The sequence below is a fragment of the Verrucomicrobiia bacterium genome, from assembly GCA_036268055.1.
GTDB lineage: Bacteria > Verrucomicrobiota > Verrucomicrobiia > Limisphaerales > Pedosphaeraceae > DATAUW01.
Map to the genome: position 1 here is coordinate 267856 of DATAUW010000041.1, position 23590 is coordinate 291445.

The 23590-nt window shown below is 56.1% G+C and carries 26 protein-coding genes and 1 riboswitch; of the genes, 14 read left to right on the forward strand and 12 right to left on the reverse strand.

Annotated features, from left to right (window positions below):
- Positions 1-3: 3 nt before the first annotated feature.
- The 3 genes from VH413_20870 to VH413_20880 all read right to left on the reverse strand — a co-directional run bounded on the left by VH413_20870 (position 4) and on the right by VH413_20880 (position 2632).
- Positions 4-423, reverse strand: a complete 420-nt coding sequence (locus VH413_20870) for an SMI1/KNR4 family protein (GenBank protein HEX3801157.1) — start codon at positions 421-423, stop codon at positions 4-6.
- Between the two features lie 90 nt (positions 424-513).
- Entirely contained in the window at positions 514-1785 is a 1272-nt protein-coding gene (locus VH413_20875; GenBank protein ID HEX3801158.1) for a PQQ-binding-like beta-propeller repeat protein, read from the reverse strand.
- A gap of 70 nt (positions 1786-1855) precedes the next feature.
- Positions 1856-2632: a ParA family protein gene (locus tag VH413_20880; protein ID HEX3801159.1), complete on the reverse strand. Its 777-nt coding sequence runs from the start codon at positions 2630-2632 to the stop codon at positions 1856-1858.
- 130 nt (positions 2633-2762) lie between these two features.
- On the opposite strand from VH413_20880, the gene raiA reads away from it, so the two are divergent.
- The 4 genes from raiA to bioA all read left to right on the forward strand — a co-directional run bounded on the left by raiA (position 2763) and on the right by bioA (position 7186).
- Positions 2763-3116, forward strand: a complete 354-nt coding sequence (raiA, locus tag VH413_20885; protein ID HEX3801160.1) for a ribosome-associated translation inhibitor RaiA — start codon at positions 2763-2765, stop codon at positions 3114-3116.
- A 98-nt stretch (positions 3117-3214) separates the two neighbouring features.
- Positions 3215-4534, forward strand: a complete 1320-nt coding sequence (locus tag VH413_20890) for an amidohydrolase family protein (protein ID HEX3801161.1) — start codon at positions 3215-3217, stop codon at positions 4532-4534.
- Entirely contained in the window at positions 4531-5751 is a 1221-nt protein-coding gene (gene bioF / locus VH413_20895) for an 8-amino-7-oxononanoate synthase (protein ID HEX3801162.1), read from the forward strand. Before VH413_20890 ends, bioF begins: the two co-directional genes overlap by 4 nt.
- Positions 5744-7186, forward strand: coding sequence for an adenosylmethionine--8-amino-7-oxononanoate transaminase (gene bioA, locus VH413_20900; GenBank protein HEX3801163.1), 1443 nt, complete (start codon positions 5744-5746; stop codon positions 7184-7186). Before bioF ends, bioA begins: the two co-directional genes overlap by 8 nt.
- Here bioA and VH413_20905 read toward each other — a convergent pair.
- Positions 7183-7602: an EVE domain-containing protein gene (locus VH413_20905; protein ID HEX3801164.1), complete on the reverse strand. Its 420-nt coding sequence runs from the start codon at positions 7600-7602 to the stop codon at positions 7183-7185. The genes bioA and VH413_20905 overlap by 4 nt on opposite strands.
- A gap of 87 nt (positions 7603-7689) precedes the next feature.
- On the opposite strand from VH413_20905, the gene VH413_20910 reads away from it, so the two are divergent.
- Positions 7690-8406: a YggS family pyridoxal phosphate-dependent enzyme gene (locus tag VH413_20910; GenBank protein ID HEX3801165.1), complete on the forward strand. Its 717-nt coding sequence runs from the start codon at positions 7690-7692 to the stop codon at positions 8404-8406.
- Between the two features lie 55 nt (positions 8407-8461).
- Positions 8462-8785 (forward strand): hypothetical protein, encoded by a 324-nt coding sequence (locus VH413_20915; GenBank protein HEX3801166.1) that lies wholly within the window; start codon positions 8462-8464, stop codon positions 8783-8785.
- Between the two features lie 9 nt (positions 8786-8794).
- Here VH413_20915 and VH413_20920 read toward each other — a convergent pair whose 3' ends face one another.
- The 3 genes from VH413_20920 to VH413_20930 all read right to left on the reverse strand — a co-directional run bounded on the left by VH413_20920 (position 8795) and on the right by VH413_20930 (position 10669).
- The gene (locus tag VH413_20920; GenBank protein ID HEX3801167.1) at positions 8795-9160 is read right to left on the reverse strand and encodes a hypothetical protein; all 366 of its coding nucleotides are present in this window, start codon (positions 9158-9160) and stop codon (positions 8795-8797) included.
- Between the two features lie 192 nt (positions 9161-9352).
- Positions 9353-9718, reverse strand: coding sequence for a cupin domain-containing protein (locus VH413_20925; protein ID HEX3801168.1), 366 nt, complete (start codon positions 9716-9718; stop codon positions 9353-9355).
- A 27-nt stretch (positions 9719-9745) separates the two neighbouring features.
- Positions 9746-10669, reverse strand: a complete 924-nt coding sequence (locus VH413_20930) for a DMT family transporter (GenBank protein ID HEX3801169.1) — start codon at positions 10667-10669, stop codon at positions 9746-9748.
- A 79-nt stretch (positions 10670-10748) separates the two neighbouring features.
- Here VH413_20930 and VH413_20935 point away from each other — a divergent pair, with 79 nt between their 5' ends.
- Positions 10749-11120, forward strand: a complete 372-nt coding sequence (locus VH413_20935; GenBank protein HEX3801170.1) for a rhodanese-like domain-containing protein — start codon at positions 10749-10751, stop codon at positions 11118-11120.
- On the opposite strand, the gene VH413_20940 is transcribed toward VH413_20935, so the two are convergent.
- The 3 genes from VH413_20940 to VH413_20950 all read right to left on the reverse strand — a co-directional run bounded on the left by VH413_20940 (position 11121) and on the right by VH413_20950 (position 14612).
- Positions 11121-11963 carry an alpha/beta hydrolase gene (locus VH413_20940; protein HEX3801171.1) on the reverse strand — a complete coding sequence of 281 codons (843 nt, stop codon included), beginning with the start codon at positions 11961-11963 and terminating at the stop codon, positions 11121-11123.
- Between the two features lie 87 nt (positions 11964-12050).
- Positions 12051-13046, reverse strand: a complete 996-nt coding sequence (gene tal, locus VH413_20945) for a transaldolase (protein HEX3801172.1) — start codon at positions 13044-13046, stop codon at positions 12051-12053.
- A 225-nt stretch (positions 13047-13271) separates the two neighbouring features.
- On the reverse strand, positions 13272-14612 hold the full coding sequence (locus tag VH413_20950) for a LysM peptidoglycan-binding domain-containing protein (protein HEX3801173.1): 1341 nt from the start codon (positions 14610-14612) through the stop codon (positions 13272-13274).
- Positions 14613-14924: 312 nt separating this feature from the next.
- Here VH413_20950 and VH413_20955 point away from each other — a divergent pair, with 312 nt between their 5' ends.
- The 7 genes from VH413_20955 to VH413_20985 all read left to right on the forward strand — a co-directional run bounded on the left by VH413_20955 (position 14925) and on the right by VH413_20985 (position 20695).
- A complete protein-coding gene (locus tag VH413_20955) occupies positions 14925-16436 on the forward strand; it encodes a PQQ-binding-like beta-propeller repeat protein (GenBank protein ID HEX3801174.1) in 1512 nt (503 codons plus the stop codon).
- Between the two features lie 621 nt (positions 16437-17057).
- A complete protein-coding gene (locus VH413_20960) occupies positions 17058-17234 on the forward strand; it encodes a hypothetical protein (protein HEX3801175.1) in 177 nt (58 codons plus the stop codon).
- 88 nt (positions 17235-17322) lie between these two features.
- Positions 17323-17445, forward strand: a riboswitch (SAM riboswitch).
- Positions 17446-17528: 83 nt separating this feature from the next.
- Complete coding sequence (gene thrC, locus VH413_20965; protein ID HEX3801176.1) at positions 17529-18785, forward strand: threonine synthase; 1257 nt, start codon at positions 17529-17531, stop codon at positions 18783-18785.
- Positions 18786-18802: 17 nt separating this feature from the next.
- Positions 18803-19306 carry a hypothetical protein gene (locus VH413_20970; GenBank protein HEX3801177.1) on the forward strand — a complete coding sequence of 168 codons (504 nt, stop codon included), beginning with the start codon at positions 18803-18805 and terminating at the stop codon, positions 19304-19306.
- A 30-nt stretch (positions 19307-19336) separates the two neighbouring features.
- Positions 19337-19612 (forward strand): MoaD/ThiS family protein, encoded by a 276-nt coding sequence (locus VH413_20975; GenBank protein HEX3801178.1) that lies wholly within the window; start codon positions 19337-19339, stop codon positions 19610-19612.
- Between the two features lie 28 nt (positions 19613-19640).
- Positions 19641-19934: an NIL domain-containing protein gene (locus VH413_20980; protein HEX3801179.1), complete on the forward strand. Its 294-nt coding sequence runs from the start codon at positions 19641-19643 to the stop codon at positions 19932-19934.
- 155 nt (positions 19935-20089) lie between these two features.
- Entirely contained in the window at positions 20090-20695 is a 606-nt protein-coding gene (locus VH413_20985; protein ID HEX3801180.1) for a nucleotidyltransferase family protein, read from the forward strand.
- Here the strand turns inward: VH413_20985 and VH413_20990 are convergent.
- Both VH413_20990 and VH413_20995 read right to left on the reverse strand, forming a co-directional pair.
- A complete protein-coding gene (locus VH413_20990; protein HEX3801181.1) occupies positions 20685-22835 on the reverse strand; it encodes a molybdopterin cofactor-binding domain-containing protein in 2151 nt (716 codons plus the stop codon). The genes VH413_20985 and VH413_20990 overlap by 11 nt on opposite strands.
- Positions 22832-23311: a (2Fe-2S)-binding protein gene (locus VH413_20995; protein HEX3801182.1), complete on the reverse strand. Its 480-nt coding sequence runs from the start codon at positions 23309-23311 to the stop codon at positions 22832-22834. Before VH413_20995 ends, VH413_20990 begins: the two co-directional genes overlap by 4 nt.
- Positions 23312-23590: the final 279 nt, after the last annotated feature.

Below are 23590 nucleotides of genomic sequence, written 5' to 3' on the forward strand. Positions count from 1 at the left end.
AAGTCAAAACAGAGCGCCATCAACTTCAACCATTCTTTCCAAGAGCCTAGTAAAACTTTCCGCGACGAAAAAAGCGTCTTCCAGGCTCATGCCGATAAACGGTACCTGTACGAGTCGAAAGGGACTTTTTCTGGTATCAAACGCAAAACCATCCCCTCCTCCACTTGAGCCAAATAAAAGCAACCCCTTGGCGTATTGGTCAACTTGATAAGCAACATTGAGTTCTTGAAGCTGCTCAGCCTTCCAAAGAATAAGATAATGTTTTCCTATAAATCCTTCGCCACCATTATGGCGCGTGAGAAACATTCGGAAATCGTCTGGCAGGATTACACTACACTGGGTTTCAGCGATTTGAATGACTTGCGCAGTCGTCCCCGACCCTCCGGAAAAGTCACCTAGATATTTTTCAAACGGATCAGCCATCTTCGTTCTACTAAAAAAGTGCGATAAAAAAATTTAACTTTATAACTCTGTTGTTTGGTCGCTTAAAAAACTAGTAAGAAAGGTCTGCAATTACGGCGCGACTTTCAGGCACACACCTTCCTTCGTGCTGCGCGCAAAAACTTCTCCGTCGCTGATCGCCGCCACGTTCCAACATTTACCCGCGAGGATATGGCTGCGCGCGGTTTCGGTGTAGGCATCCGGCGTGGCTTTCACCATCACGAGATCACCGGCATCGCTGAGCACCATGACGTGCCCATCCACCAGCGTGAGGCCGCCCGGTCCGAAACCCTCCTGCGACCACAAGACTTTGCCCGTGGACATCTCCACGCATTCCAAAGGCGCTTTCGCAAATTTCGCCTGGCCAAACAAGCCGTACAAATAACCGTCGTGGCAAACCGGCGTCGCCCAATGGCTCTGGATGACATTCGCCCGCTGCTTCCAAAGTTCGGTCGCGGTGAATTTGCCGTCGGCTTTGGAAATCCTGCACGCGCCCGCTCCGACGCCATAGGCCGCCGAGCAATACACGATGTCCCCGGAAACCACTGGTGAAATCGCCGTCGAAGTTTTGAACTGGAATGGAAACCGCCACAGCACCGAACCGGTTTTTGGTTCCACGGAAACGAGTCCCGTTTGGGTAAAGAAAATCACCTGGCGGTCGCCCTGGATGGTCGCGGCGATCGGAGTGGATTGCGTCAATCCGTCATTCTCACCTTTCCACACGACCTTGCCGTCATTTTTGTTGAATGCGATCAACGCCTCACTGGAACCGCCGCCCGCGACGTAAACCAAATCGCCTTCGATCAATGGCGACGCCGCATTTTCCCAATGGATGTTACGGCCATTGTGCTCCTTGATCATATCCACCGACCACGCGAGCTTGCCCGTCTCCGCATCAAAACAATTCAACACCATGCGCGACGAATAGGTATAGACTTTGCCGTGATTATACGATGGCGTGGAGCGCGGTCCGTCGCCGCCGTCATTGCCCGAAGCGCCACTGCCGCCGCCGCCGTCATATTTTGCGATGCCCAGCGGCATCGCCCATAGTTCCTTGCCGGTCTTGGCATCGAGCGCTACGCACACTTCCTGGTTCGCGCCTTCCACTTCGCGCGTCACCAAAGTGAATGCCTTTCCATCCGCCACCGCGAATGAACTGAAACCATCCGTCAGCGGCACTTTCCAAATTTCAGCGAGGCCGGACGCCGGCCACGTCTCAAGAATTTTTTCCGGACTGCTGCCATCATGAGTTGGCCCGCGAAATTGCGGCCAATCCGAGCCGCGCGCGCAAACCGTTCCGATGAAAAGTGTGGCCAGGGCGAAGTGTATCAGTGGGGTTCTCATGGAGCCTAAGAATCCGCCAAAAACCAATCCTGTCAATCTTAACCAGCGCCCACTATCGGGGAGAAGCGGGTCAATTCGAAACCCGCTTTAAGAACTCTTGCGCCAGCATTTCATACGCCGCCGCCGCTTGATTGTAAGCATCGTAATAGATGATCGGCTTTCCGAAACTCGGCGCTTCGGCCAGTTTCGTCGTACGCGGAATCATCGTTTCAAAAACCAATTCGCGAAAATGTTCCTGCACCTCGCTCACGACCTGTTGCGCGAGCTTCGTCCGTCCATCATACATCGTCATCACGATACCGATCAGTTCCAGCCGCGCGTTCACTCCATTGTCGCGCAACTGCCCGATGATGCGATTGACCATCGAAATGCCTTCGAGCGCGTAATACTCGCATTGCAACGGCACGACCAGGCCATCCGCCGCGGCGAACGCATTCAACGTCAAAATTCCGAGCGACGGCGGACAATCTATGATCACGAAATCAAACCGGTTCGCTTCTATGACTGGCTTCAAAGCCATCGCCACGCGCTGCAAATGATTTTCTGAACGCGCCATTTCAATATCCGCGCCGCACAAATCCACTTCGCTCGGGATGACTTCCAGCCGTTCAAAAGCGGTTGGCAAAATTTTCTCCATCAGCGTGCCTTCGCCCAGCAGCGGGCGATACGCGCTGCCGCCCTCGGTCTTTTCCAGGCCGAGGCCGCTGGTGGCGTTGGCCTGCGGATCGAGGTCGAAAAGCAGGATGCGTTTCCCGTCCGCGGCCAGGCACGCCGCGAGATTGACCGCCGTGGTGGTCTTGCCCACGCCGCCTTTTTGATTTGCGACCGCTATGATTTTCGTTGGCACGCTGCTGGTTTAATGAAACCGCCCGCGACATTCAAGGCTTTCAACACACTTTCGCGCGTTCAATCTTATTGTTGCGCCCGCGTTGCGACTTTTGCTGGATTTTCTTCCGAAGTGGAAGCACAGTACCGGTATGAAATTGATTCTTACCACGCACAACGTGACCCTCACCAAGTCTCTGGAAGACCATATCTTGGTCCGCATTGATAAGCTCGAACACTTCGACCGCTTCGCCATCAATGCCCGCGTGACCCTCGACCATGACTCCACCAAGGCGCCTGCCCGCCAGTTCAAATGCTCCATGCGCCTGGGCGTTCCCGGCCCCGATTTGTTTGCCGAGGACAGCGAGGCCGACATGTATGCCGCGATTGATCTCGTGACCAAAAAAATCGAGCAGCAGATCCGCAAACGCCAAAGCAAATTCAAGGCGCGCAAGCACACCGATGGCTCGCGCTCCAAACGCAGCCGGCAGGAAGCGGAAATGTAATTGTTCCGGCAAAACTGCCCGTTCATAGTGGTCGAATGACGCGCATCCGCAAACGTGCGCTTTTCGGATGCCAGCACTAAATCACTTTTCGCCTTCCCATGCCGCCTAACAAAAGCCCTTCGCCCAAGGCTTCCGTTGTGGTGTTGCGCGCGCGCGTGGTGCTGACGATTTCTGCTCCGCTCATCGAGAACGGTGCGGTAGTAGTGACCGGCAATCGGATTGCTTCGGTCGGACGCTGGACGGACACGACGATTCCCACTGGCGCAAATATTATTGATCTCGGTGAAACCATTCTTTTGCCCGGGCTCGTGAATGCGCATTGCCACCTTGATTATACTGCAATGGCGGGCCAGCTTCCGCCGCCGCGCACGTTCGTTGATTGGATTCAACTGATGATGGCGAGCAAGTCGGGTTGGATTTTTTCCGACTTCGCCGAATCATGGCTGGATGGCGCGAAGATGCTTTTGCGAACCGGCACGACCACCGTCGGCGACATCGAAATGGCACCCGAATTATTGCCTGACGTTTGGAGCGCGACACCTTTGCGCGTGTTTTCGTTTCTTGAGATGACCGGCGTCAAAAGCCGGCGTCCGCCGCGCGAAATCCTTCGTGAGGCGCTCGATAAAATCGCCTCGCTGCCCTCCGGCAGCCGGCGCGTCGGGCTCTCTCCGCACGCGCCGTACTCGACCTCGCCCGCGTTGTTGCGATTATCGGCGCAAGTTGCGCGGCGCCATCGCCTGCGGCTGGTTGTCCATGTTGCGGAATCTGAACAGGAGATGGAAATGTTCACGAACGGCAGTGGCAAAATGCACCATTGGCTTTCGCGCAACGGCCGCGACATGTCCGATTGCGGCATCGGTTCGCCGGTTCAGCATCTCGAACGACAAGGCTTGCTCAGCCGCAATCTCATGGCCGTGCATGTGAATTATCTTGCGCCCGGCGATGCCGAGTTGCTCGCCAAACGCAAAGTCAGCGTCTGCCATTGCCCGCGCAGCCACGCGTATTTCAAACATCACGCATTCCCGCTCTCCGAATTCGCCGCGGCGGGAGTCAATATCTGCTTGGGCACGGACAGTCTCGCCAGCGTTCACGGCCCGCGCAAGGAGCCGCTGGAATTGAATATGTTCACGGAGATGCACGAAATCGCGTCCGCCCATCCGACGCTTACGCCCGAAACTATTCTGCGCATGGCGACGGTCAATGGCGCGCTGGCTCTCGGCATGAAAAATCGCGTGGGCGAATTGTCCGCAAAATCTTTGGCGGATATGATCGCCATCCCGCACGCCGGAAAAATTGGCGACAGCGCGTCCGCCGCGGTGCATCATCGCGGCGATGTTTTCGCCAGCATGATTGGCGGCAACTGGGCCATCGCTCTCGGCCAAAAACCTGCTGAAGCGGCAACCGCGCTTGCGACGTGAACGAATTCGACGCCGAACTCCAGCGCCGGCTCGGTGAAATCCGGCGGCAGGATCTTCATCGCGAATTGCGCCGCGTGGACTCGCCGCAATCGGCGCGCCTGCAAATTTCCGGGCGCGAATTTCTCAATTTTTCCTCGAACGATTATCTCGGACTCGCGAACCATCCGCGTTTGATTGAGGCGTCCGTCGAAGGCGCGCGGCGTTATGGCTCCGGCTCGGGCGCATCGCGTTTGATTTGCGGTTCGCTCGCGTGCCATCACGAATTGGAAGCCGCGCTCGCCGCTTTCAAAGGAACCGAAGCCGCGCTGTCTTTTTCTTCCGGTTATACCGCTGCCATCGGCACCATTGGCGCGCTCGCCGGTAAGGACGATGTCATCGTTCTCGATAAACTCGTTCACGCTTCCATTGTAGATGCCGCGCGCCTCTCCGGGGCCAAGCTTCGCATCTTTGCGCACAACGATCTCAACAACCTCGAAGAAATTTTGCGTTGGGCCGATCAACGCGCCTCCCCTGCGTCGGATGTTCGTCAACGTACATTGATCGTCACCGAAAGTGTTTTCTCGATGGATGGCGATCTCGCGCCGCTCAAGGAAATCGTCGCGCTAAAAGAAAAACATGGCGCGTGGCTGATGGTGGATGAGGCGCATGCGACGGGTTTGTTTGGCAAGCATCGGCGGGGAGTGGCGGAGGAACTTGGCGTTTCTGACGGCATCGAGATTCAAATGGGCACGCTCGGCAAAGCCCTGGGCGCATCCGGCGGATACATCGCGGGCTCGCGGGCGTTGATCGAATATTTAATCAATCGCGCGCGCAGTTTTATTTTTTCCACCGCGCCCGTTCCCGCCGCCGCCGCCGCCGCGCGCGCCGCCGTTGAACTTGTCCAATCCGATGAAGGGCTTGCCCGCCGCAACTTACTTTGGTCGCTCATCAGCGAATTGAAAACCGGCTTGGCCAAAAACGGCTGGCCGTTGAGCGACACGCACAGCGCGATCATTCCGCTTATTATCGGAGCTGAAGCCGACGCTGTGAAAACGGCTACCGCTTTGCGCGACGCCGGAATTTTTGTTCCCGCGATTCGCTACCCCACGGTCGCGCGCGGGCAGGCGCGTTTGCGGGTCACGCTTACCGCCGCGCATTCGCCAGCGGATGTCACGCGGCTTTTGTCCGCGCTTGCGCCGCTAGCCACTCAACCTCATCCCGCTTCCTCGCATGCCTGATTTCGCCAAACTCGATCAGCGTTATGTCTGGCATCCTTTCACGCAAATGCGCGATTGGCTCAAACGCGAACCCATTGTCATCGAGTCCGGCGACGGCGCGGTCCTGCGCGACACCCGCGGTCGCGAATATCTCGACGCCAATTCCTCGATCTGGACCAATCTTCACGGCCACAATCATCCCAAACTCAATACCGCGATCAAAAAACAACTCGGCAAAGTCGCGCATACTTCGGCGTTGGGATTCGCCAACGAACCCGCATCGCTCCTGGCGGAAAAATTGATCAAGGCTGCCGCCCTGCCCAATGGCGTAAAAATTTCCCCTGCGGATCGTAAATCGAAAATCGTAAATCGTAAATTAACGAAAGTTTTTTTCTCCGACGACGGTTCAACGGCGATGGAAGTCGCCTTAAAACTCGCCTACGCGTATGCCCACCGCACTGGGCGGCCCAATCCCAAATTTCTTTCCCTCGAAGGCGCGTATCACGGCGATACGGCCGGCGCGGTCAGTCTCGGCCACATTGATCTTTTTCACAAAGCTTACGCCGGACTTTTGTTCAAGACCGACCGCGTGATGTCGCCCTATTGTTATCGCTGCCCGTTCAACCGCGCCAAACCCGAGTGCGCCGATGCCCGCGACTATCGCCGCTGTAAATTTGAGTGCGTTGACCTGGTCGAAAATAAATTCGCGCGCCAAAAAAAACGAGGCAATCCGTACGCCGCCTTTGTTGTCGAACCGCTCATGCAAGGCGCCGCCGGAATGATTCCCCAACCCCAAGGTTGGCTCAGGCGCGTAGCTGAAATCACGCGCGCCAACAAAGCCCAACTCATCGCCGACGAAGTCATGACCGGTTTCGGACGAACGGGAGTCCGAAATTCGGCACTCTTCGCCTCTCATCAAGAAAACGTGCAGCCCGATTTTCTCGCGCTCGCGAAAGGAATGACCGGCGGCTATTTACCGATGGCGGCGACGCTCACAACGCAAGCCGTCTTTGATGCTTTTCTTGGCGAGTATTCCGAGTTCAAAACATTTTTCCACGGCCACAGTTTCACCGCGAACCAACTCGGCGCCGCCGCCGCGAATGCCAGCCTCGATTTGCTGCAAAGCGAAAGTTCGGTTCGCGCTCGTCAGCAACTTCAACAAACATTGGAAAAAGAATTGGCCGCGTTATGGACTTTGCCCGAGGTCGGCGACATCCGCCAAGTCGGCCTCGTCGCGGGAATTGAATTGGTGAAAAACTGGCGGACGCGCGAGCCGTTTGATCTTCGCGAACGCGCGGGCATTCGCGTTTGCAATGCGCTTGCCCAACGCGGCGTGCTGACGCGTCCCATCGGCAACGTGATCGTCGTGATGCCTCCTTATTGCACCACGAAAATTCAGTTAAAAAAAATCGTGGGTGCGTTGGCCGAGTCCATCAGCGAAGCGCTATCGCATTAAGGTTTGGTTTTCGCCAAAACCATGATCCGATTGAATTGCGCCTCGGTCACGGGCTGGACGGACAACCGTGAATTCTTCACCAGCACCATGTCTTTCAACACGCCATCCGCCTTTACCGCGTCGAGCGTCACGGGAACCACGAGCGCTTTCACTGGCGCGAGGTCCACCGCTGACCAATCGCCTTCGGTGGCAGTGGGATCGGGATAAGCTTCTTTCAACACTTTCGCCACGCCCACGGCCTGCTTCTCACTGACGCTATGGTAGTAAAGAATCGCGTCGCCCTTTTTCATCGCGCGCAGATTATTTCGCGCCTGGAAATTCCGCACGCCCGTCCACGCCGCGTGGCCGTCCTTGACGAATTGCGCCCACGCGTAAGACTCCGGCTCCTGTTTCACCAGCCAATAATTTTTTGCCATGATGTTTTGATTCAACACGCCGGGTTATTTTAAACAAGTGGAAAAATCCCTGTTTCTTCCCGCCGCGTGTGCGGTTAAATTCTTCGCATGGATTTAGCCGAAAATTTGCATCAACTCCAGCAACGCATCAACGCCGCGTGTGAACGCGCCGGTCGCGCGCCCGATTCCGTCACGCTGCAAGCCGTCAGCAAAAACCAAACGCCCGCTGCTGTGCGCACGATTGCCGATCTCGGCATCACGCTCTTTGGCGAAAATCGCGTGCAGGAAGCGAAGCTCAAGATTGGCCAGTGCCCGGGTCATTTGCGCTGGCACATGATCGGCCATTTGCAATCGAACAAATGCCGCGATGCCGTCCATTTTTTTTCGATGATCCAAAGTGTGGACAGCCTCGCGCTCGCGCAGGAGATCAATAAATGCGCCGACAAGGCGGCCAAGACCATGCCGATTTTGTTAGAGGTTAATATCGCGGGTGAAGCGAGCAAGTTTGGTTATCGTCCGGCGCAGTTGCTTGCCGATCTCGCTGAAATCAACGCGCTCAAAAAATTGGAGATTCACGGGTTGATGACGATTGCGCCGTACGCCACGGAACCCGAGCGCGTGCGCCCGATATTTCGACGGCTTCGTGAAGTGAAGGAGGAGTGCGAGCAGATTCTGGGCGCGCCGTTATCGCAACTGAGCATGGGGATGAGCGGAGATTTTGAAATCGCCATCGAGGAAGGCGCGACGATTGTGCGGGTTGGCACGGCGCTTTTTGGCGCGCGCACAAAAGTTAAATCGAGCCCCGACCTCTCTGGCGAAATGTAACGGCCCAAACCGCTTTTTTGTTTTATTTTTGCGATTTTTCGCGTAGGTTGGAGGCGTGACCGTTGCTACTTTTAAGCAGGAATTGGCCGAAGCGATGAAGGCTTACGACAAATATGTCGTGTGCCTGGAAAAGACGCCGGATTTATTTGAAGCCTCGCTGGTTTCGCTGATGACCAAGGCGATCAAGGCTTACGAAACGCGCGGGCCGAATCTGCGCCACGGCATCGCGCTCGACAAACAGGTCACGATTATCCTCAGCCAGACGGACGAAGATCGCCCGCTCTGCGGCATTTATTTCAATTTGCATTCGCCGTATCAAAAACCGGCGGCGGCGAAAAGTCCCAGCACCGCGCGGCAATCGCCCGAGCGAAAAGGCTAAGCGGCTGGCCTAATTCGCGCGCACTTCGTCGCCGATTTGGACTTCTCCCGTTACGATGTCCGCAACGATGTTATCGTCCTGCTGCGGACCGGTGATGCGCACATCGCCGATTTTTACTCCCTGATGATAGACGGCCAAATGCTGGTCCATGCCCGGTATGCTGCCGACGGGATAATTGATGACGACAAAGCGGGCGTTGGTATTGACGCGCACGATTTTTCCGACAATACCGGCCTCGGGAGTCACGATTAATTTCTCGTGCTTTTTCTTTTTCGGCGGCGGCTGATTGGCCGCGTCGGTAAGCGGCAGCTTCGGATGACTGGCGCAACCTGCCAGTAATGCGATTCCCGCCAGCAAACTAACCAAAAGTCTCATGACCGCAGTAAAATCCGCCAGCGTCCAAAGGTCAATTCACAAATCTGTGCGGGAAGTTTGAGCATTTGTTTTTCTGGTTAATTGCGCCCGTATTATCTAATTGGAACCACCTCTCCCCAACCCTCTCCCCCGCTTGCGGCGGCGGAGAGGGAGAAGAATCTGTAGTGCTTTTGAGACTTGCTCGGACTTCGCTTAGGCTTCGGTGATGATGGTATCGCTGTGCTCGTAGCCGGGTGAACAGCAGCATAATAATTTCAGGACTTCGCTGCCGGTGTTCCACAATTTGTGTTTCTTGCCGGGGAGGATGGCGATGGCGTCGCCGGTTTTGACTTCACGGGTTTCATCTTCGATGCGCATGCGGCCCGTGCCGGCGGTGATGAAATAAATTTCCTCCGCGCGCGGGTGATAATGTTCCTGCGTGCTGCCGCCAATGGGAATGCGCGCCTCGGCGAGACTTTGATTGCGCACGGCGGAGTTGCGATAGGCGAGCAACTCGCGGATTTCCGAGCCGTCCTTGGTGATGAAGGGCGGCGCTTCCGAAATATTTTTTACATCCATAGCTTTGATTTTTTGATAATGGCGGGGTCAATCCGCGGGCATCCAGCGCGAGCCGAGGATTTTTTCCCAGCGCGTCTGGCCCAGCACCATTCCCGCCGCGACCAGGCTCATCGCCAGCCAGAAAGTGCGCGTGACCGGTTCGCCCAGGCACGCCCACGCCCATCCCATCGTGCTAAGCGGAATCAAATTATTAAACAAAAAAACCTGGCTCGTTGGCCAGTGCTTCAAGGCATTGTTCCAGATTGCATAGGTCAGGCCGCCGCCGACGAACGCGCAGTAACTCTGCACCAAAATAAAGCTCGCATGCCATTCCAGCGGCGTTCGCGTGATTTCAATCAATGCCACTGGAACCAGCAGGACGCCGCCGCGCCACATCGTATGCGCGCTGACCTCCGCCCCGGAAAGCCGCGCGCCGAACTTGCGGCATTGGCGTCCGTAGTTCGCCCACAAAAAGCCGGCGATCAGCCCAAATACTTCCCCGATCAAATTCGCTCTTCCCCCGCGCAGCGATGGCCAGAACAGGACCACTACCCCCGCGAATGCCAGCGCCGCCGCTCCATAGCGCTGCGCCGAGCGCCAGCTCATCGTCGGCGGATGGTCCCAGATCAGCGCCCAGATCGGCGACATCCCCAAATACAGCGCCACATGAGATGCCGAGGTGAACCGCATCGCCCAATTCAGGCTCTCTATGTAAAGCGCCAGGCTCAGCCCGCCGCGCCACCATAATTCACGCTTCACCTTTGGCGTCAGCGGACTCATCGTCCCCAGCCACGGCGTGCATTTGAACATCACCATCAGGATCAACCCGGCGCCGAGCAATCGCGTGCTCCCCAGCCAGCCCGGCGGCCAGCTTTGCACCAGATATTTGGTGCCCGCATTATTGCCGCCCCACAGGAAGACCGCGAGCAAGAGGGAGGCGATGATGGCACCGTTTGATTTTTTCGCTAGCACGCAGAGAGTAAGCCGATGCGCCCGCGCCCGCGCAATTTCAATTTCTTGACCTGCGACAGGCAGCGATTAATTTTAGGGCATGGATCATGCGCCCGGTTTTCTGAAACTCGTCAACGAAGCGCGCACGCGCGTCAATGAAATCACCATTGCCGAGGCGCGCGAACGCCTTGCCAAAAATTCCGGCGCGATATTGATGGATGTGCGTGAAGATGCCGAATGGCATGCCGGCCATGCCGCCGAAGCCGTGCATCTCGGCAAGGGCATTCTCGAACGCGATTTGGAAAATAAATTTCCCGATCCGAACACGGAAATTTTGATGTATTGCGGCGGCGGTTTTCGCTCGATCCTGACGGCGGACGCCGCGCAAAAAATGGGTTACCGAAAAGTTTTCTCGGTGATGGGCGGATATAAGGGGCTGGTGCAGGCGCAGTGGCCGATGAAGAAAGATTAATCACGGGCCCGTGTGCGGCGGCGCATTGGTTTTCCAGAATTGGACGATTTCCTTCCAGCGCGAATCGGGCTCATCAAGCAAATCGTTGTGGCCCGCTTCTGGAACTTGCCAGAATATTTTCGGTCCTTGGTAGCCGTCGTAGAGTTTGTGCCCAAAACGATTGGGCACGACCACGTCCTGCCCGGCGAACAGCATCGCGATCGGTCCGTGATAATTTTTCAAATGATCCTCGGAAGCGAAACGGTCCAGCAACAACCAGCGCGTCGGAAAGATTGGCATTTTGGATGCAGCGACGGCGGCCAAATTATTGTACGGCGCAATCAATAACATGCCGCGAACCATTTCGGGATAAGTTCCCGCCAGATAGGCAGCGACGCCAGTGCCCAGCGATTCACCCATGATATAAACCGGTCCGTTTCCGCGCAGTTGTTCGATGGCCTCGCTGCCTGCCGCAAAGAAACTTTTCTCGCTTGGGTTGCCTAGGCGCGCGCCGTACCCGGGATATTCCAAAATGTAAACGTCCATCGGTTGAACCTGCCGAAGGCCATCGGCATAATTTATCCGGTCGGCAGCACAACCGGCGTTCCCATGAATAATCAGTAATTGCGGGCGACCGCGAGCTGGCTCATCAATGTGTTTCCAGCCGATGTAGCCGGACTTACCCTGCCACGCTTGAAATCCGCGAGCCGCGGCGAATTTCTCCATTTCATCAAACGAGCCTTTCGCCGGGACGTAAATCATTTTGCGTTGCGCAAAGAAAACGAGCGCCAACAGCACGAGATAGAGCAGAACGGCCAAGCGGACCAGCCTCCAAGCCACCAGATACCACCACGACTTTTTCATAACTCCTTTCACCTGCACCAGCCTAACACAAAACAAAAACCGCGCATCTCGAAAGATGCGCGGCATGAAATTACTGCCTTCGCGAACTTACAGGCGTTCGGCGATGAACTTCTCGAGCTTGACGGTGTCGGCGGCGAAGACACGGATGCCTTCGGCGGTCTTTTCGGTGGCCATCGCGTCGTCGTTCACCATGAAACGGTACTTGGACTCGGTCAGTTCGAGCTTGGCGATGTTGCTCGCCTTGGCCATTTCGGGACTGAGTTTGCGCTCAACGGGCGCGGTGCTCTTCTTGAGTTCGGCGAGCAGGTTCGGGCTGATGGTCAGCAGATCGCTGCCGGCCAGTTCCAGGATTTCGCCGACGTTGCGGAAGCTCGCGCCCATGACTTCGGTGTTGTGGCCGAACTTCTTGTAATAGGTGTAAATCTCTTTGACGGAAACGACGCCCGGATCTTCGGCGGCGGCGTAATCCTTGCCAGTGCTCTTCTTGTACCAATCCAGGATGCGGCCCACAAAAGGTGAGATTAATTTGGCATTCGCTTCGGCGCAGGCGACGGCCTGGGCGAGCGAGAACAGCAGCGTCATATTGCAGTTGATACCTTCGGCCTGCAAAACTTTCGCGGCTTGCACGCCTTCCCACGTCGTGGCGATCTTGACGAGGATGCGTTCGCGCGCAATGCCTTTGTCCTTGTAAAGCTGAATGAATTTGCGGCCCTTGTCCACGAGGCCTTTGGTGTCGAAGGAAAGGTTCGCGTCAGTTTCGGTCGAGACGCGGCCGGGAACGATCTTCAAAATTTCAGAGCCGAATTCGACGAGCAAATCGTCCACGATGTTCGCGACGAGGGCCTTGCCGGTGGCACCGGTTTTTTTGCCTTCGCTGATCGCGCGATCCATGAGGTGTTTGTAGGCGGGCATCTGCGCGGCTTTGAGGATGAGCGAAGGATTCGTGGTGGCGTCCTGCGGCGTGAATTCCTTCAATGTTTCAAAATCGCCGGTGTCCGCGACGACTCTGGTGAATTTTTTCAACTGGTCGAGCTGGCTGACGCCAGTCGTGCTTTGCGTCTGTGTGGGGGCGGTAGTGCTCATAGTGTTATTGGATTTAAATCGTCGCGCCAGTATGCGTTATTTTGCAGAGCGAGGCAACATTCCTTTTCACTGGGAAATGGAATGATTTAAGCAGTCTAGAATGGATGCCGGGCATCAGAAAAAAGTTTGACGAAAGTCAGCACACCCCCTCCCCGCCCTCCCCCGCAACTGCGTTGCAGGAGAGGGAGAAGATCGCTGCGCCTATGACCGTCGTTGCAGTTAAGACTATTGCGGGGCGGGAATATTGATGATGGCGCCGCGGGTCAGGTTATTGAAATTCAGATTGGGATTGGCGTTGAGGATGGACGCGGGCGTGACGCCGAATTTTGCGGCGATTTGGTCAACGGTTTCGCCGGGTGAATAGGCATGTTGCTGGCTCGGAGGCGCAGGTGGCGGCGTGGGCGGAGCCGGTGGTTCGGGTGGTGGCGTCAGCCCGAGGATTTGATCGCTCGACGCTTGTTTTTGATCTTCGAGCGCCTGGAGTTGCGCGGTTTTTTGGTCGGCGGTAAGCGCAGGATCGTTGCGGATGCGATTGGCCGCGTCGGCGGTGGCTTTATTTAATTGGTAAAGCGCTTGCAAGGCGGCGGGATTGGCCCCGGCATTCTCGACTTGTTCGGCGGCATCGCGATACAAAGGATCTTGCGCGATTTGATACGCCTGATAGCGATCGGGGCCGAGCACACTTTTGAGGGCATCCACCAACTGTTTCGCGAGCGAGGCCTGTTGCGCTTCGCGATCCTGCGCGCTGCCGCCGGCGAGTTGGATCTGGTTATCAATCGGGTCCACCAGCCGGAACAGCGCGCGGAATTCATCGGGCGAAACATCAATGCCGCGCAGTTGCTGGCGCAGCGACGCCGCATTTTCGGAATAGCGCAGCAAAAATTCTTCGAGTTGCGTGGGATTCAAAATCTGCGCGAGGTCGGTGCGGGTTTGCAAACCAAGGCGGGCAAGTTCGACCGGGTCGGGAGTTTTCCCGGCGGCCTTTTGCGCGTCGAGATATGCCTGCGTGCGTTGCTGCGAGCGCGCGATGACCTCCTGCACGGCGTTTTTGGTTTCAGGAGAAAGTTCGCCGAGCACGGGACCCGTCAGGGCGACCAGCGGACGCGGGGGATTATCGGTCGCATCCCAATTCGGCCCGAGGAGCGTCGTTAATAATGCGCGGCGTTCCTGGTCGAGCGCGTTCAACTTCGCGCTGATGGCTTGCAGGGCGTTGGTATCGGGATCGGCGCGCCACCATTGTTGATCGGGCGTGGGCACTTCGGTTTCGCGGCGGTGCGCATAAAGCTGGTTCACGTCGGCAACGATGATGTCGCGAATGGTTTGTTCGGGGCATTCGATGTTCCGCAGGTTGGCAATGAAGGTGGGGTAATCCGCCGACTCCAATTCCTGCCACGAGAAAAATTGTTTGCGAACGGTGACGAGGGTGCGGACGCCGTTTGTGCCCACCACGGAAACATTGGTGGCGACAACCGGCGCGGTGCGCGGATGGCGTTTTGGCGCGAGCCACAAAATCGCGAGGACTACATTGAGTCCGATCGAAACTGTCAAAATCAAACGCCCGCGCATAAACTTGTTTAAACATTAAACTGCGTTTGGGCAAATTCAAATGTGAGCTTTGGTGAGGTCGTACGTCTTTGGGGAAGACTGTTTGACGCAGAGGCGCAGAGGAAGACAAAAACTTAAAGCCGCTGATGAAACCTCAGATTAAACGCTGATTAAGAATAATTTCTCAGTTTAATCTGGGTTTCATCAATGGCTAAATCTTTTTCCCACTCTGCGTCAATCTGGTTTCTTCGGCCCACGAATTGATTTATTGACGGGATAGCTTGTGTGAACGCACATTGCGGCGTGATGTATTTAGATTGGTTGCGCAAATAAATGAGTCCTATAGCCGGAATTCCCCAGCATTTTGAGATCGCTCTTATTCGTGGTCTGTTGATCGCCATTGTCGTTCTGCCCGTGCTCGTGTGGGCGCTGCGGCGCGGGCAGCGCAATCGGATCAAAAAATTCTTTGGCGGTTGCGCGTGGTTTTTTCTCGGCGCGGTCGTTTTTGCGTGGGTGATTTTATTTCTTATTCGTTTCGGCGGATTGGAGATCGAATGGCGAGGCGGCTATGTGCCGGTCGTGACGTGGAACAAGACGAAAACCGACTTTGCCGCGGTGGAAAGCAATCGCCTGGCCCAGGAGAAGCTCGCACAGCCGCCCGCCGCCGTGGAGACAAATCGGATTCACGCGAACTGGCCGGGCTTTCGCGGCTCGCAAATGGATGGCGCAGACGACCATGCGATCATCACGAATTGGCCCGCAGCGGGTTTGAAATTGCTTTGGAAAACTCCGTGCGGCGGCGGTTACTCGTCGTTTGCGATGGCGGGCAATCGCGCTTTCACGCTGGAACAGCGCCGCGATTATGAAGTCGTGGCTGCGTATGATCTTGAAACCGGGCGCGAACTTTGGACGAACGGCTGGCAGGCGAAGTTCAGCGAATATCATAGCGACGAAGGCCCGCGCACGACGCCCGCTTATTCCGATGGCAATGTCTATGCGCTCGGCGCGACCGGCGAATTCCGCTGTCTCAATGCGACGAACGGCGCGGTCGTGTGGGGCACGAACATCATGACCGAAATGCATTCCGCCGTTCCCGATTACGGGCTCGCCGCATCGCCGCTAGTCGTGGACGATAAAATTATTCTCCAGCCCGACGCTTATCACGGCAATTCCGTCATCTGCGTGGACAAACATAATGGAAAAATTCTTTGGCATAATCTCGACATGCCGATGGGTTACGCCACGCCGATGCTGATGACCAACGATGGCGAGCGGCAGGTCGTCGTCTGCGGCCGCCCCATGATCGTTGGACTTCGCCTGGATGACGGCGTGGAACGCTGGGATTTCGCGTGGCCGATCATCAATCACGAACGTCCCATCACTCAACCGCTTTTGCTTAACTCCAACACGCTGCTGGTTTCCGCGGCTTACATGACCGGCTGCCTGGCTGAACAAATCGAGCGCTCGGGCGATGGATTCAAAGCCGCTTTGGTTTACAAAAATAAAAATCTCAAAACAAAGTTCGCCAGCGCCGTCGTTTATCAGGGATACATTTATGGACTGGACGAAGATATTCTCGTGTGTCTCGACGCCGCGACGGGCGAACGCAAATGGAAGGATGGCCGTTACGGTTATGGGCAGCTGCTCATGGCGGGAGGTTACTTGATCGTGCAAGGAGCCGAGGGCGATCTTATTCTCATCAAACCGAATCCCGACGCGCTCACAGAACTTGCCCGATTCCATGCCTTGAATGGCAAAAGCTGGAACGCTCCTGCCATTGGCGGAGGCCGGTTGCTTTTGCGCAATGGTGCGGAAATAGCGTGCTACCAACTTTCGCCGCCTTGATCGAGCGGGGTGAATTTTAGGCAGTATATCAGTTTGAAAATTTCAGCCTGTAGCGGCGGTCTATGATCGCCGAATCCGTTGGGAGCGCGGGTCTGTGACCCGCAGCAACTTGCGCGAAGCTTGCCGCTTCCGATGCGGCACACATTTGAAAATAACCGATCCCTGGAGACGGCGGGACTGAGCATGCGGTGGACTGAACCGCAGGCGGCTTGACCTTATGTGCCTTTGCTGCGGGTCATAGACCCGCGGTCCGTAAGGAGGGCGCTTCAAATGTCAATCCGGCTTTGCGTCTCAACTGTCGAAGAAATTTTTAAGAAACCGAAATGACGGTTCGTCGTTGGAATTTTGTAGGACAAACACCTACACGCGACGCGGCACCTTCCTGACAATACGCATGTCTTAAAAGTGTTAGTCTGATTGCAGTGACATTAGAGAAAGTTCCCCGCCGGTTTTTCATTTCAGAAAGCGTTCCCAGCAGTCTTAAAACATTATGCTGTACGCAACCATCATTTCCATTTCGGCCCTAAGTTGTTATGTCGCGCATTCGTATGTCGAAGCGGCGCGGCGGCGCCGGGCAATCGTGAAACGCCGTTCGCAAGACAAAACCGTCCGTTAATGCGAATGACTTCGTGGGCGATCATCGCACTGCTGGTTTTGTTGCTGCTGGCGCTATTGGTTTTGTTCGTCGCATTGCGTTATGACGAAGCCCGCAAGCGCCGGACCAAGCTTGCTCAAAAACAAAAACCGGAAGCGTCCGCAAACGAAAAATCGCCGACGAACCCTCCATCGCGTTCGTAGAATTCATCCGTAGCAAAACATCCTTTATTTTCGATATTGACAAATTTTTAGGAATATATCATTCTATCCGCATTCGTTGATATAACGAATCTCATTAAGAGTGGTTGAGGGACTGGCCCGATGAAACCACGGCAACCGATTGAAGCGCGATCTTCAATGACCAGGTGCCAATTCCAGCTCGAACCTTAGCCGGTTCGGGAAAAGATGAGAAGAGTGCGCACGTTTTATCCTCTTCTCATCCCAATGAGCAGGGGATTTTTTATTTCCCCAAATGAACGACGACGGCAAACGATTATGGACAAGCAAGACGGTTTCATGAAAGCCCTCAAGTGCCGCGAGTGCGGCCGGGAATACCCGCTCACCGCCACGCATGTGTGCGAATTCGATTTCGGCCCGCTCGAAGTCGTCTATGACTACGAACGCATCAAGCGCTCGCTCACTCGCGCGACGATCACTTCGCGGGTGAAGAGCATGTGGCGTTATCGCGAACTTCTGCCGGTCGCGGGCGAACCCACGGTGGGTTTTGAAGTGGGTTACACGCCGCTCATCAAGGCGCCGCGCCTGGCCAAACGCCTGGGCATTCGCGAGCTTTGGATCAAGAACGACACGGTCAATTATCCTTCGCTGTCGTTTAAGGATCGCGTGGTGAGTGTGGCGTTGAGCCGCGCACGGGAATTGGGTTTCACGACGGTTGCTTGCGCGTCCACCGGCAATCTTGCCAACTCGGTGGCGGCGAACGCGGCGGCGGCGGGGCTCAAGGCGTATGTTTTTATTCCGAGCGACCTCGAGCAGGGTAAGATTATTAATTCGCTCATTTATGGTGCGGATGTCGTGAGTATCAAGGGGCATTACGACGAAGTGAACCGGCTTTGCGCGGAGATCGCGGGCAAGTTCGGTTGGGCGTTCGTCAATGTCAATATGCGGCCGTACTACGCGGAAGGTTCCAAGAGCATGGGCTATGAAATCGCGGAGCAGCTTGGGTGGAAATTGCCGCAGCATACGGTGGTGCCGATGGCGTCGGGGTCGTTGCTCACGAAGATTCATAAGAGTTACCAGGAATTTACGAAGCTTGGGCTCGTGTCCGAAGCGAGTTTCAAAGTTCACGGCGCACAGGCGAGTGGTTGTTCGCCGATTTCGGTGGCGCAAAAGGCCGGGCTCGATTTCTTTAAGCCGGTCAAACCGAACACGATTGCGAAGTCGCTTTCCATCGGCACTCCGGCGGATGGTTTTTATGCGTTGCGCGTGATGAAGGAAACGGGCGGAGCGGCGGAAGATGTGACGGATGACGAAATCCGCGAAGGCATCAAACTGCTCGCCGAGCACGAAGGGATTTTTGCGGAGACGGCTGGCGGTGTGACGGTGGGCGTGGCGAAAAAACTGATTGCGTCCGGCAAAATTCCGGCGAACGATTCCGCGGTGTTGTGCATCACGGGCAATGGTCTGAAGACGCTCGATGCGGTCGTAGGTCATGTGGGTCAACCGCGCGAAATCAAGCCGAGCTTGCGGGAATTCGAGGCGTTGCTGGCGGCTGAGGGAAAAGTTCACGCGTAATTAATAACGAGATGAAAATGAATTACGCGCGAGGCCAGGCCGGTGGCATTGATGCGGCACAATCCTGCCTACGCGTCTCGGCGATTAAAAACGCGTTTGCATTTCTCTTCGCGTTGTCGCTTAGCGCGTGCGTCGCGCCGCACCATCATCACCATCAGCAACCGCCGCCGCCACCCCCGGCTCCGGTTGCGCATAGTGATTCTGAGACTGTGCTCATACATTATTACGTGATTCCCGGGCACGAGGCTGAGTTTCAACAGACGCTTTATCTCGCGTGGCAGATTTATCAGTCGGAACATTTGGTTTTGACGAATCCGCACGTGGTCGTTCGCGAGATCGAACCGGACGGGAAGACGCGGTTTGATGAAATTCTCACTTGGGTGAGCCACTCGACGCCGGAACATGCGTCGGATACGGTGAAGAGTATTTGGGACAAGGAACAATCGTTGTGCGAATCGCGCAACGGGCACGGCGGTCTCAACGGCGGCGAGGTCGAACTCGTCATGCCAGCGCAACATTGATTTTAGCCACGCAAACATTTAAACTTATTTATGCCAAAACAAGTACGCATCCCCACCCCGCTCCGTAAACTCACCAATAACGAAGAACTCGTCGAGGTCACGGCGGACACTGTCGCCGGCGCTTTCGTGGAACTTCAGAATCGTTTCCCGGGCATCCAGGAACGGCTCATGGATGAGCAAGGCGAGGTGCGCCGCTTCGTGAATGTCTATGTGAACGAAGAGGACATCCGCTTTCTGCAAAATCAAAAAACCGCTTTGAAAGAAGGCGACGAAATCAGCATCATCCCCGCGATCGCGGGAGGTTAGCCGCCAACGTCCGCAACATTCTGCCGCCATGCCAACTCAAAAGAAATCTGCCGCCAAAAAATCGAGCGCGTCCAATGGCCGCCAGCAAACGCGCTTGTGGCTGATGTATCCGCCGAAGCTGATCCGCGAGCCGCTCATCTGGCAACTCAGCCAGAAATTTCCGGTGGTGACCAATATCCGCCAATGCAGCGTGACGGATGAAATCGGCATCGTGAGCCTGGAACTGGACGGCGAGCGCGCGGACATCAAGGCGGCGATCAAGTGGCTGGAGAAAATTGGGGTCAGCGTGGAGCCGGTGGAGATTAATGTGATTGAGAGTTGAGCCGCGCGTTTTTTCCTGAGTGAGCGTTAGTGCGGATTAGATGTTGAAACCGCGGAAGGCCAGAGCCTGGGCTTGCGATATTCCCAATCGTCCCCTGCCCGGTTCTCATTTTATATTTTACATTTTAGATTCTCGTCCGCCAAACTTTCCGGGTAATGACTCCCAGGTTCAATCTCGCTGCCGTTATTCTTGCGGCGGGCAAATCCACCCGCATGGGCCGCCCAAAACTTCTTTTGCCCTGGAAAAATACTACTGTCCTTGGCCACTTGATTGACCTTTGGTCGCAGCTTCCCAAAAAGCAGATTGCGGTCATTTGCGCTTCGGATGACGACGCCCTTGCTGCCGAACTCGACCGTCTTCAATTTCCGCGTGAGCAATGCATCATGAATCCGCATCCCGAGCGCGGCATGTTCAGTTCCGTTCGTTGCGCCGCGCAGTGGCCGAACTGGCAAACTTCAATCACTCATTGGGCCGTCTGTCTTGGTGATCAACCGGGTATTCATTCCTCTACTCTCGACAGTATTTCCAGTTTCGCGGCGCAAAATCCCGAAAACATCTGCCAACCCGCACGTCTTGGTCATGGCCGCCACCCAGTGATACTTCCAAGGATTGACTTTGAAGCCCTGGCAAAGAGCGATGCCCAAACTCTCCGCGATTTCCTTCAGGATCGGGCGGCGGCGATCAAATCTCTCGAACTCTCGGACCCCGGCCTCGACTTCGATCTTGATTATCCCACCGATTACGAAGCCGCTAAATCTTGAGTCCGTCCGGCACCATGGGCAACGACCTTAGGCGGACACCGGCGACATTAAAAATTGCATTCCCAATGGCGGGCGCCATTCCCATGATCGGTGTCTCACCCGCGCCTGCTGATGCGACGTCCTTGCGATTTACCAGCACGGCCTCGATCCGGGGCGCATCCGCAAATCGCGGAACGCGATAATCCGCCAGATGCGGATTAGTGATCATGCCGTTTTCGAATTCCACGGCTTCGAACAATGCCCCGCCCAGACCCATCACCATCGCGCCTTCGATCTGGTTCTTGAGATGTTCGGGATTGACCACGGCGCCACAATCAAATGCGGTTACGGCCCGCACTACTTTTACGCCACCGCTGGCGCGGTCGGCTGAAATCTCCACGCAGGTCGCCACGTAGGAGCCTTTCTCTGTGCCGCACGCCAGGCCAAACCCACGCGATTCCGACGGCGAGATTTTATCCCAGCCAAATGCGTTCGCCGCAGCTTCGAGCACGGCGCGCAAGCGCGCGTTCTTCAAATTTTTTTGCCGAAATTCGAGCGATCCCATTTTCACGGCGTGCGCCAGTTCGTCCATGTGTGATTCGCGCGCAAAATGGTTCGCCGTCGCGGCCAGGCCGCGATAGGACCCTTGCCTTAACGGGTAACGGGTGGCATGAAACTGGATCTTCTGGTTCGCCACTTCGTAAGGCATCTCAATGCCCGATGCGCCGGAATTGTAATTATGGAATTCCCACGCGGTCAGCAAACCGTCGCTGGTGACTCCGCTGGAAATATCAATGACTCCCGCCGGGCGGAAATAGGCCCAGGTAAATTCTTCCTGCCGCGTCCACATGAGCTTGACCGGCTTGCCTGCCGCTTTTGCCAGTCGCGCCGCCTCCATCGCAGCTTCGCCGGTGTGTTTGCCGCCGTAACCGGAGCCGGTGTCGGGCACGATGACCCGCACGTGCTCCTCGGCAATCCCGAATGTTTTTGCCAAATCACTGCGCACGCCGAAGGGGCGTTGTGTGCCGGTCCAGACAGTTAAATTGCCATCGCGCCATTCCGCGACGGCTGAACGGGGTTCCAGCGGCGTATGCGCGATGTAGGCGATGTTGTAACTCTGTTTTAATTTCTGGTCGGCCGCGCCCAACCCATCCTCCATTGAGCCTTTGGTTCGCGCGCCGCCGCCGCGTCCGTTTTCAACCACATTCTGCCGGAGGTAATCATAAATTTCTTTGCTGGATGGTTGCGGCTTGGAAGTCCATTTCGCTTGAACCGCCTCGGCGGCTTTCTCCGCGGTCAAGACATCGGGCGCGGTCACGCCGATGAAGTCTCCGTCGCGGACGACGGTGACGCCGGGCATCGCTTCGGCTGCGCTGATGTCGGCGGAGATCAGCGTTCCATCGAGAAAGGCAGGGCGCACGATTTTTCCGTGCAACATTCCGGGAAGACGCAAATCGGGGGTGTATTTGTGCCGCCCGGTCACAAAATCAGCACCGTCCACTTTCGGAACGGAGGTTCCCGCTATTTTCCAATCCTTCGCAGGGGTTGGCGGTGATTTATCATCCACCGGCCGCACGAGCTTTTGTCCCTTAATTAATTCGCCGAAGGTCACGGCGCTGGTTGCTCCGGCGTGGGCGACTTTGCCATCCGCGAGGATGAGCGCGTTGCGGTCGGCCTTAAAAAAATCGGCGGCGAGATCGAGCAGTGATTCGCGGGCCGCGGCAGCCACCTTGTGCAACTGCATGCCCATGTCGGGTGTTGAGCGGCTGCCGAAGGTTCCTGCATCCCATGGAGTGAGTTGGGTATCGGCCATCACGAGACGAATGGGGTCCACTTTCATTCGCAACTCTTCGGCCACCGCCTGGGTGAGGGAGGTGCGGATGTTTTGGCCAACTTCCGTCTTGCCGGTGAAGGCGGTCACGGTTCCGTCTTCGCCAATGTGGAGCCACGCGCCGATGTCGGCGGGGCGGCCACGGCCGTTGCGGCGACCGCTGTTTCCCGATTCCTGGCCGAGGGCGGTGTCCAGCACGAATAAAACGACGAGGCCATAGCCCAATATTTTAAAGAACTCGCGCCGGTCCAAATCAAATTGATACGGCAATTCCGCGCGCAACTCGTAACGCTCAGGCTCGATCACCAGCGGTTCCATGTCGGTGTTCATTGCGCCGCTCCCTGCATGGCTCGCGCGCCGGCTTTGATGGCGGTGAGAATTCGCTGGTAGGTTCCGCAGCGGCAAATGTTCCCGTTCATTGACCGGATGATTTCCGACTCCGACGGGCTCGGTTTTTTCTGCAATAACGAATAGGCGGACATGATCATTCCCGAGGTGCAATAGGCGCACTGCATTCCACCAGCGTCCAAAAACGCTTGTTGAAGGGGATGCAAATGCCCGTCGTGACCGAGGCTTTCGATGGTCGCCACTTTGCGATGGCCGATGCTGCCGACGGTGGTTATGCAGGACCGGGTGGCGACGCCGTCCAGCAAAACGGTGCAGGCGCCGCATTGCCCCTCGCCGCAGCCGTATTTGCTGCCGGTCAGATCCAAATCATCGCGCAGGACGCTCAAGAGGGTGCGCTCGCCTTCGACATCCACGGCGCGGTTCTGGCCGTTCACATTCAATTCGGTGACGCGTGGCATAAATCAAATCGGGTTGATAATCCCATTTTAAAACTCAACGGCGAAATTACCAATTAATATTTTGCAGAGCGCGTGGCATTCCTGCGAAACTGAACCGCCAATGATCGTTAGCGCACGAGAATCGAACACACGAAAACTTCTCACGCAAATCACGGCGAAGATGGACGCCGTCGGCGAGATGGGCGGTTATCAAAGCGCGAACAGTTTTTGGGTGACCGTCAAACAAGCGACTGGCACGAGTCCAAAGCAGTTTCAGGCGGCGATGCGGCCGCAGTTTAA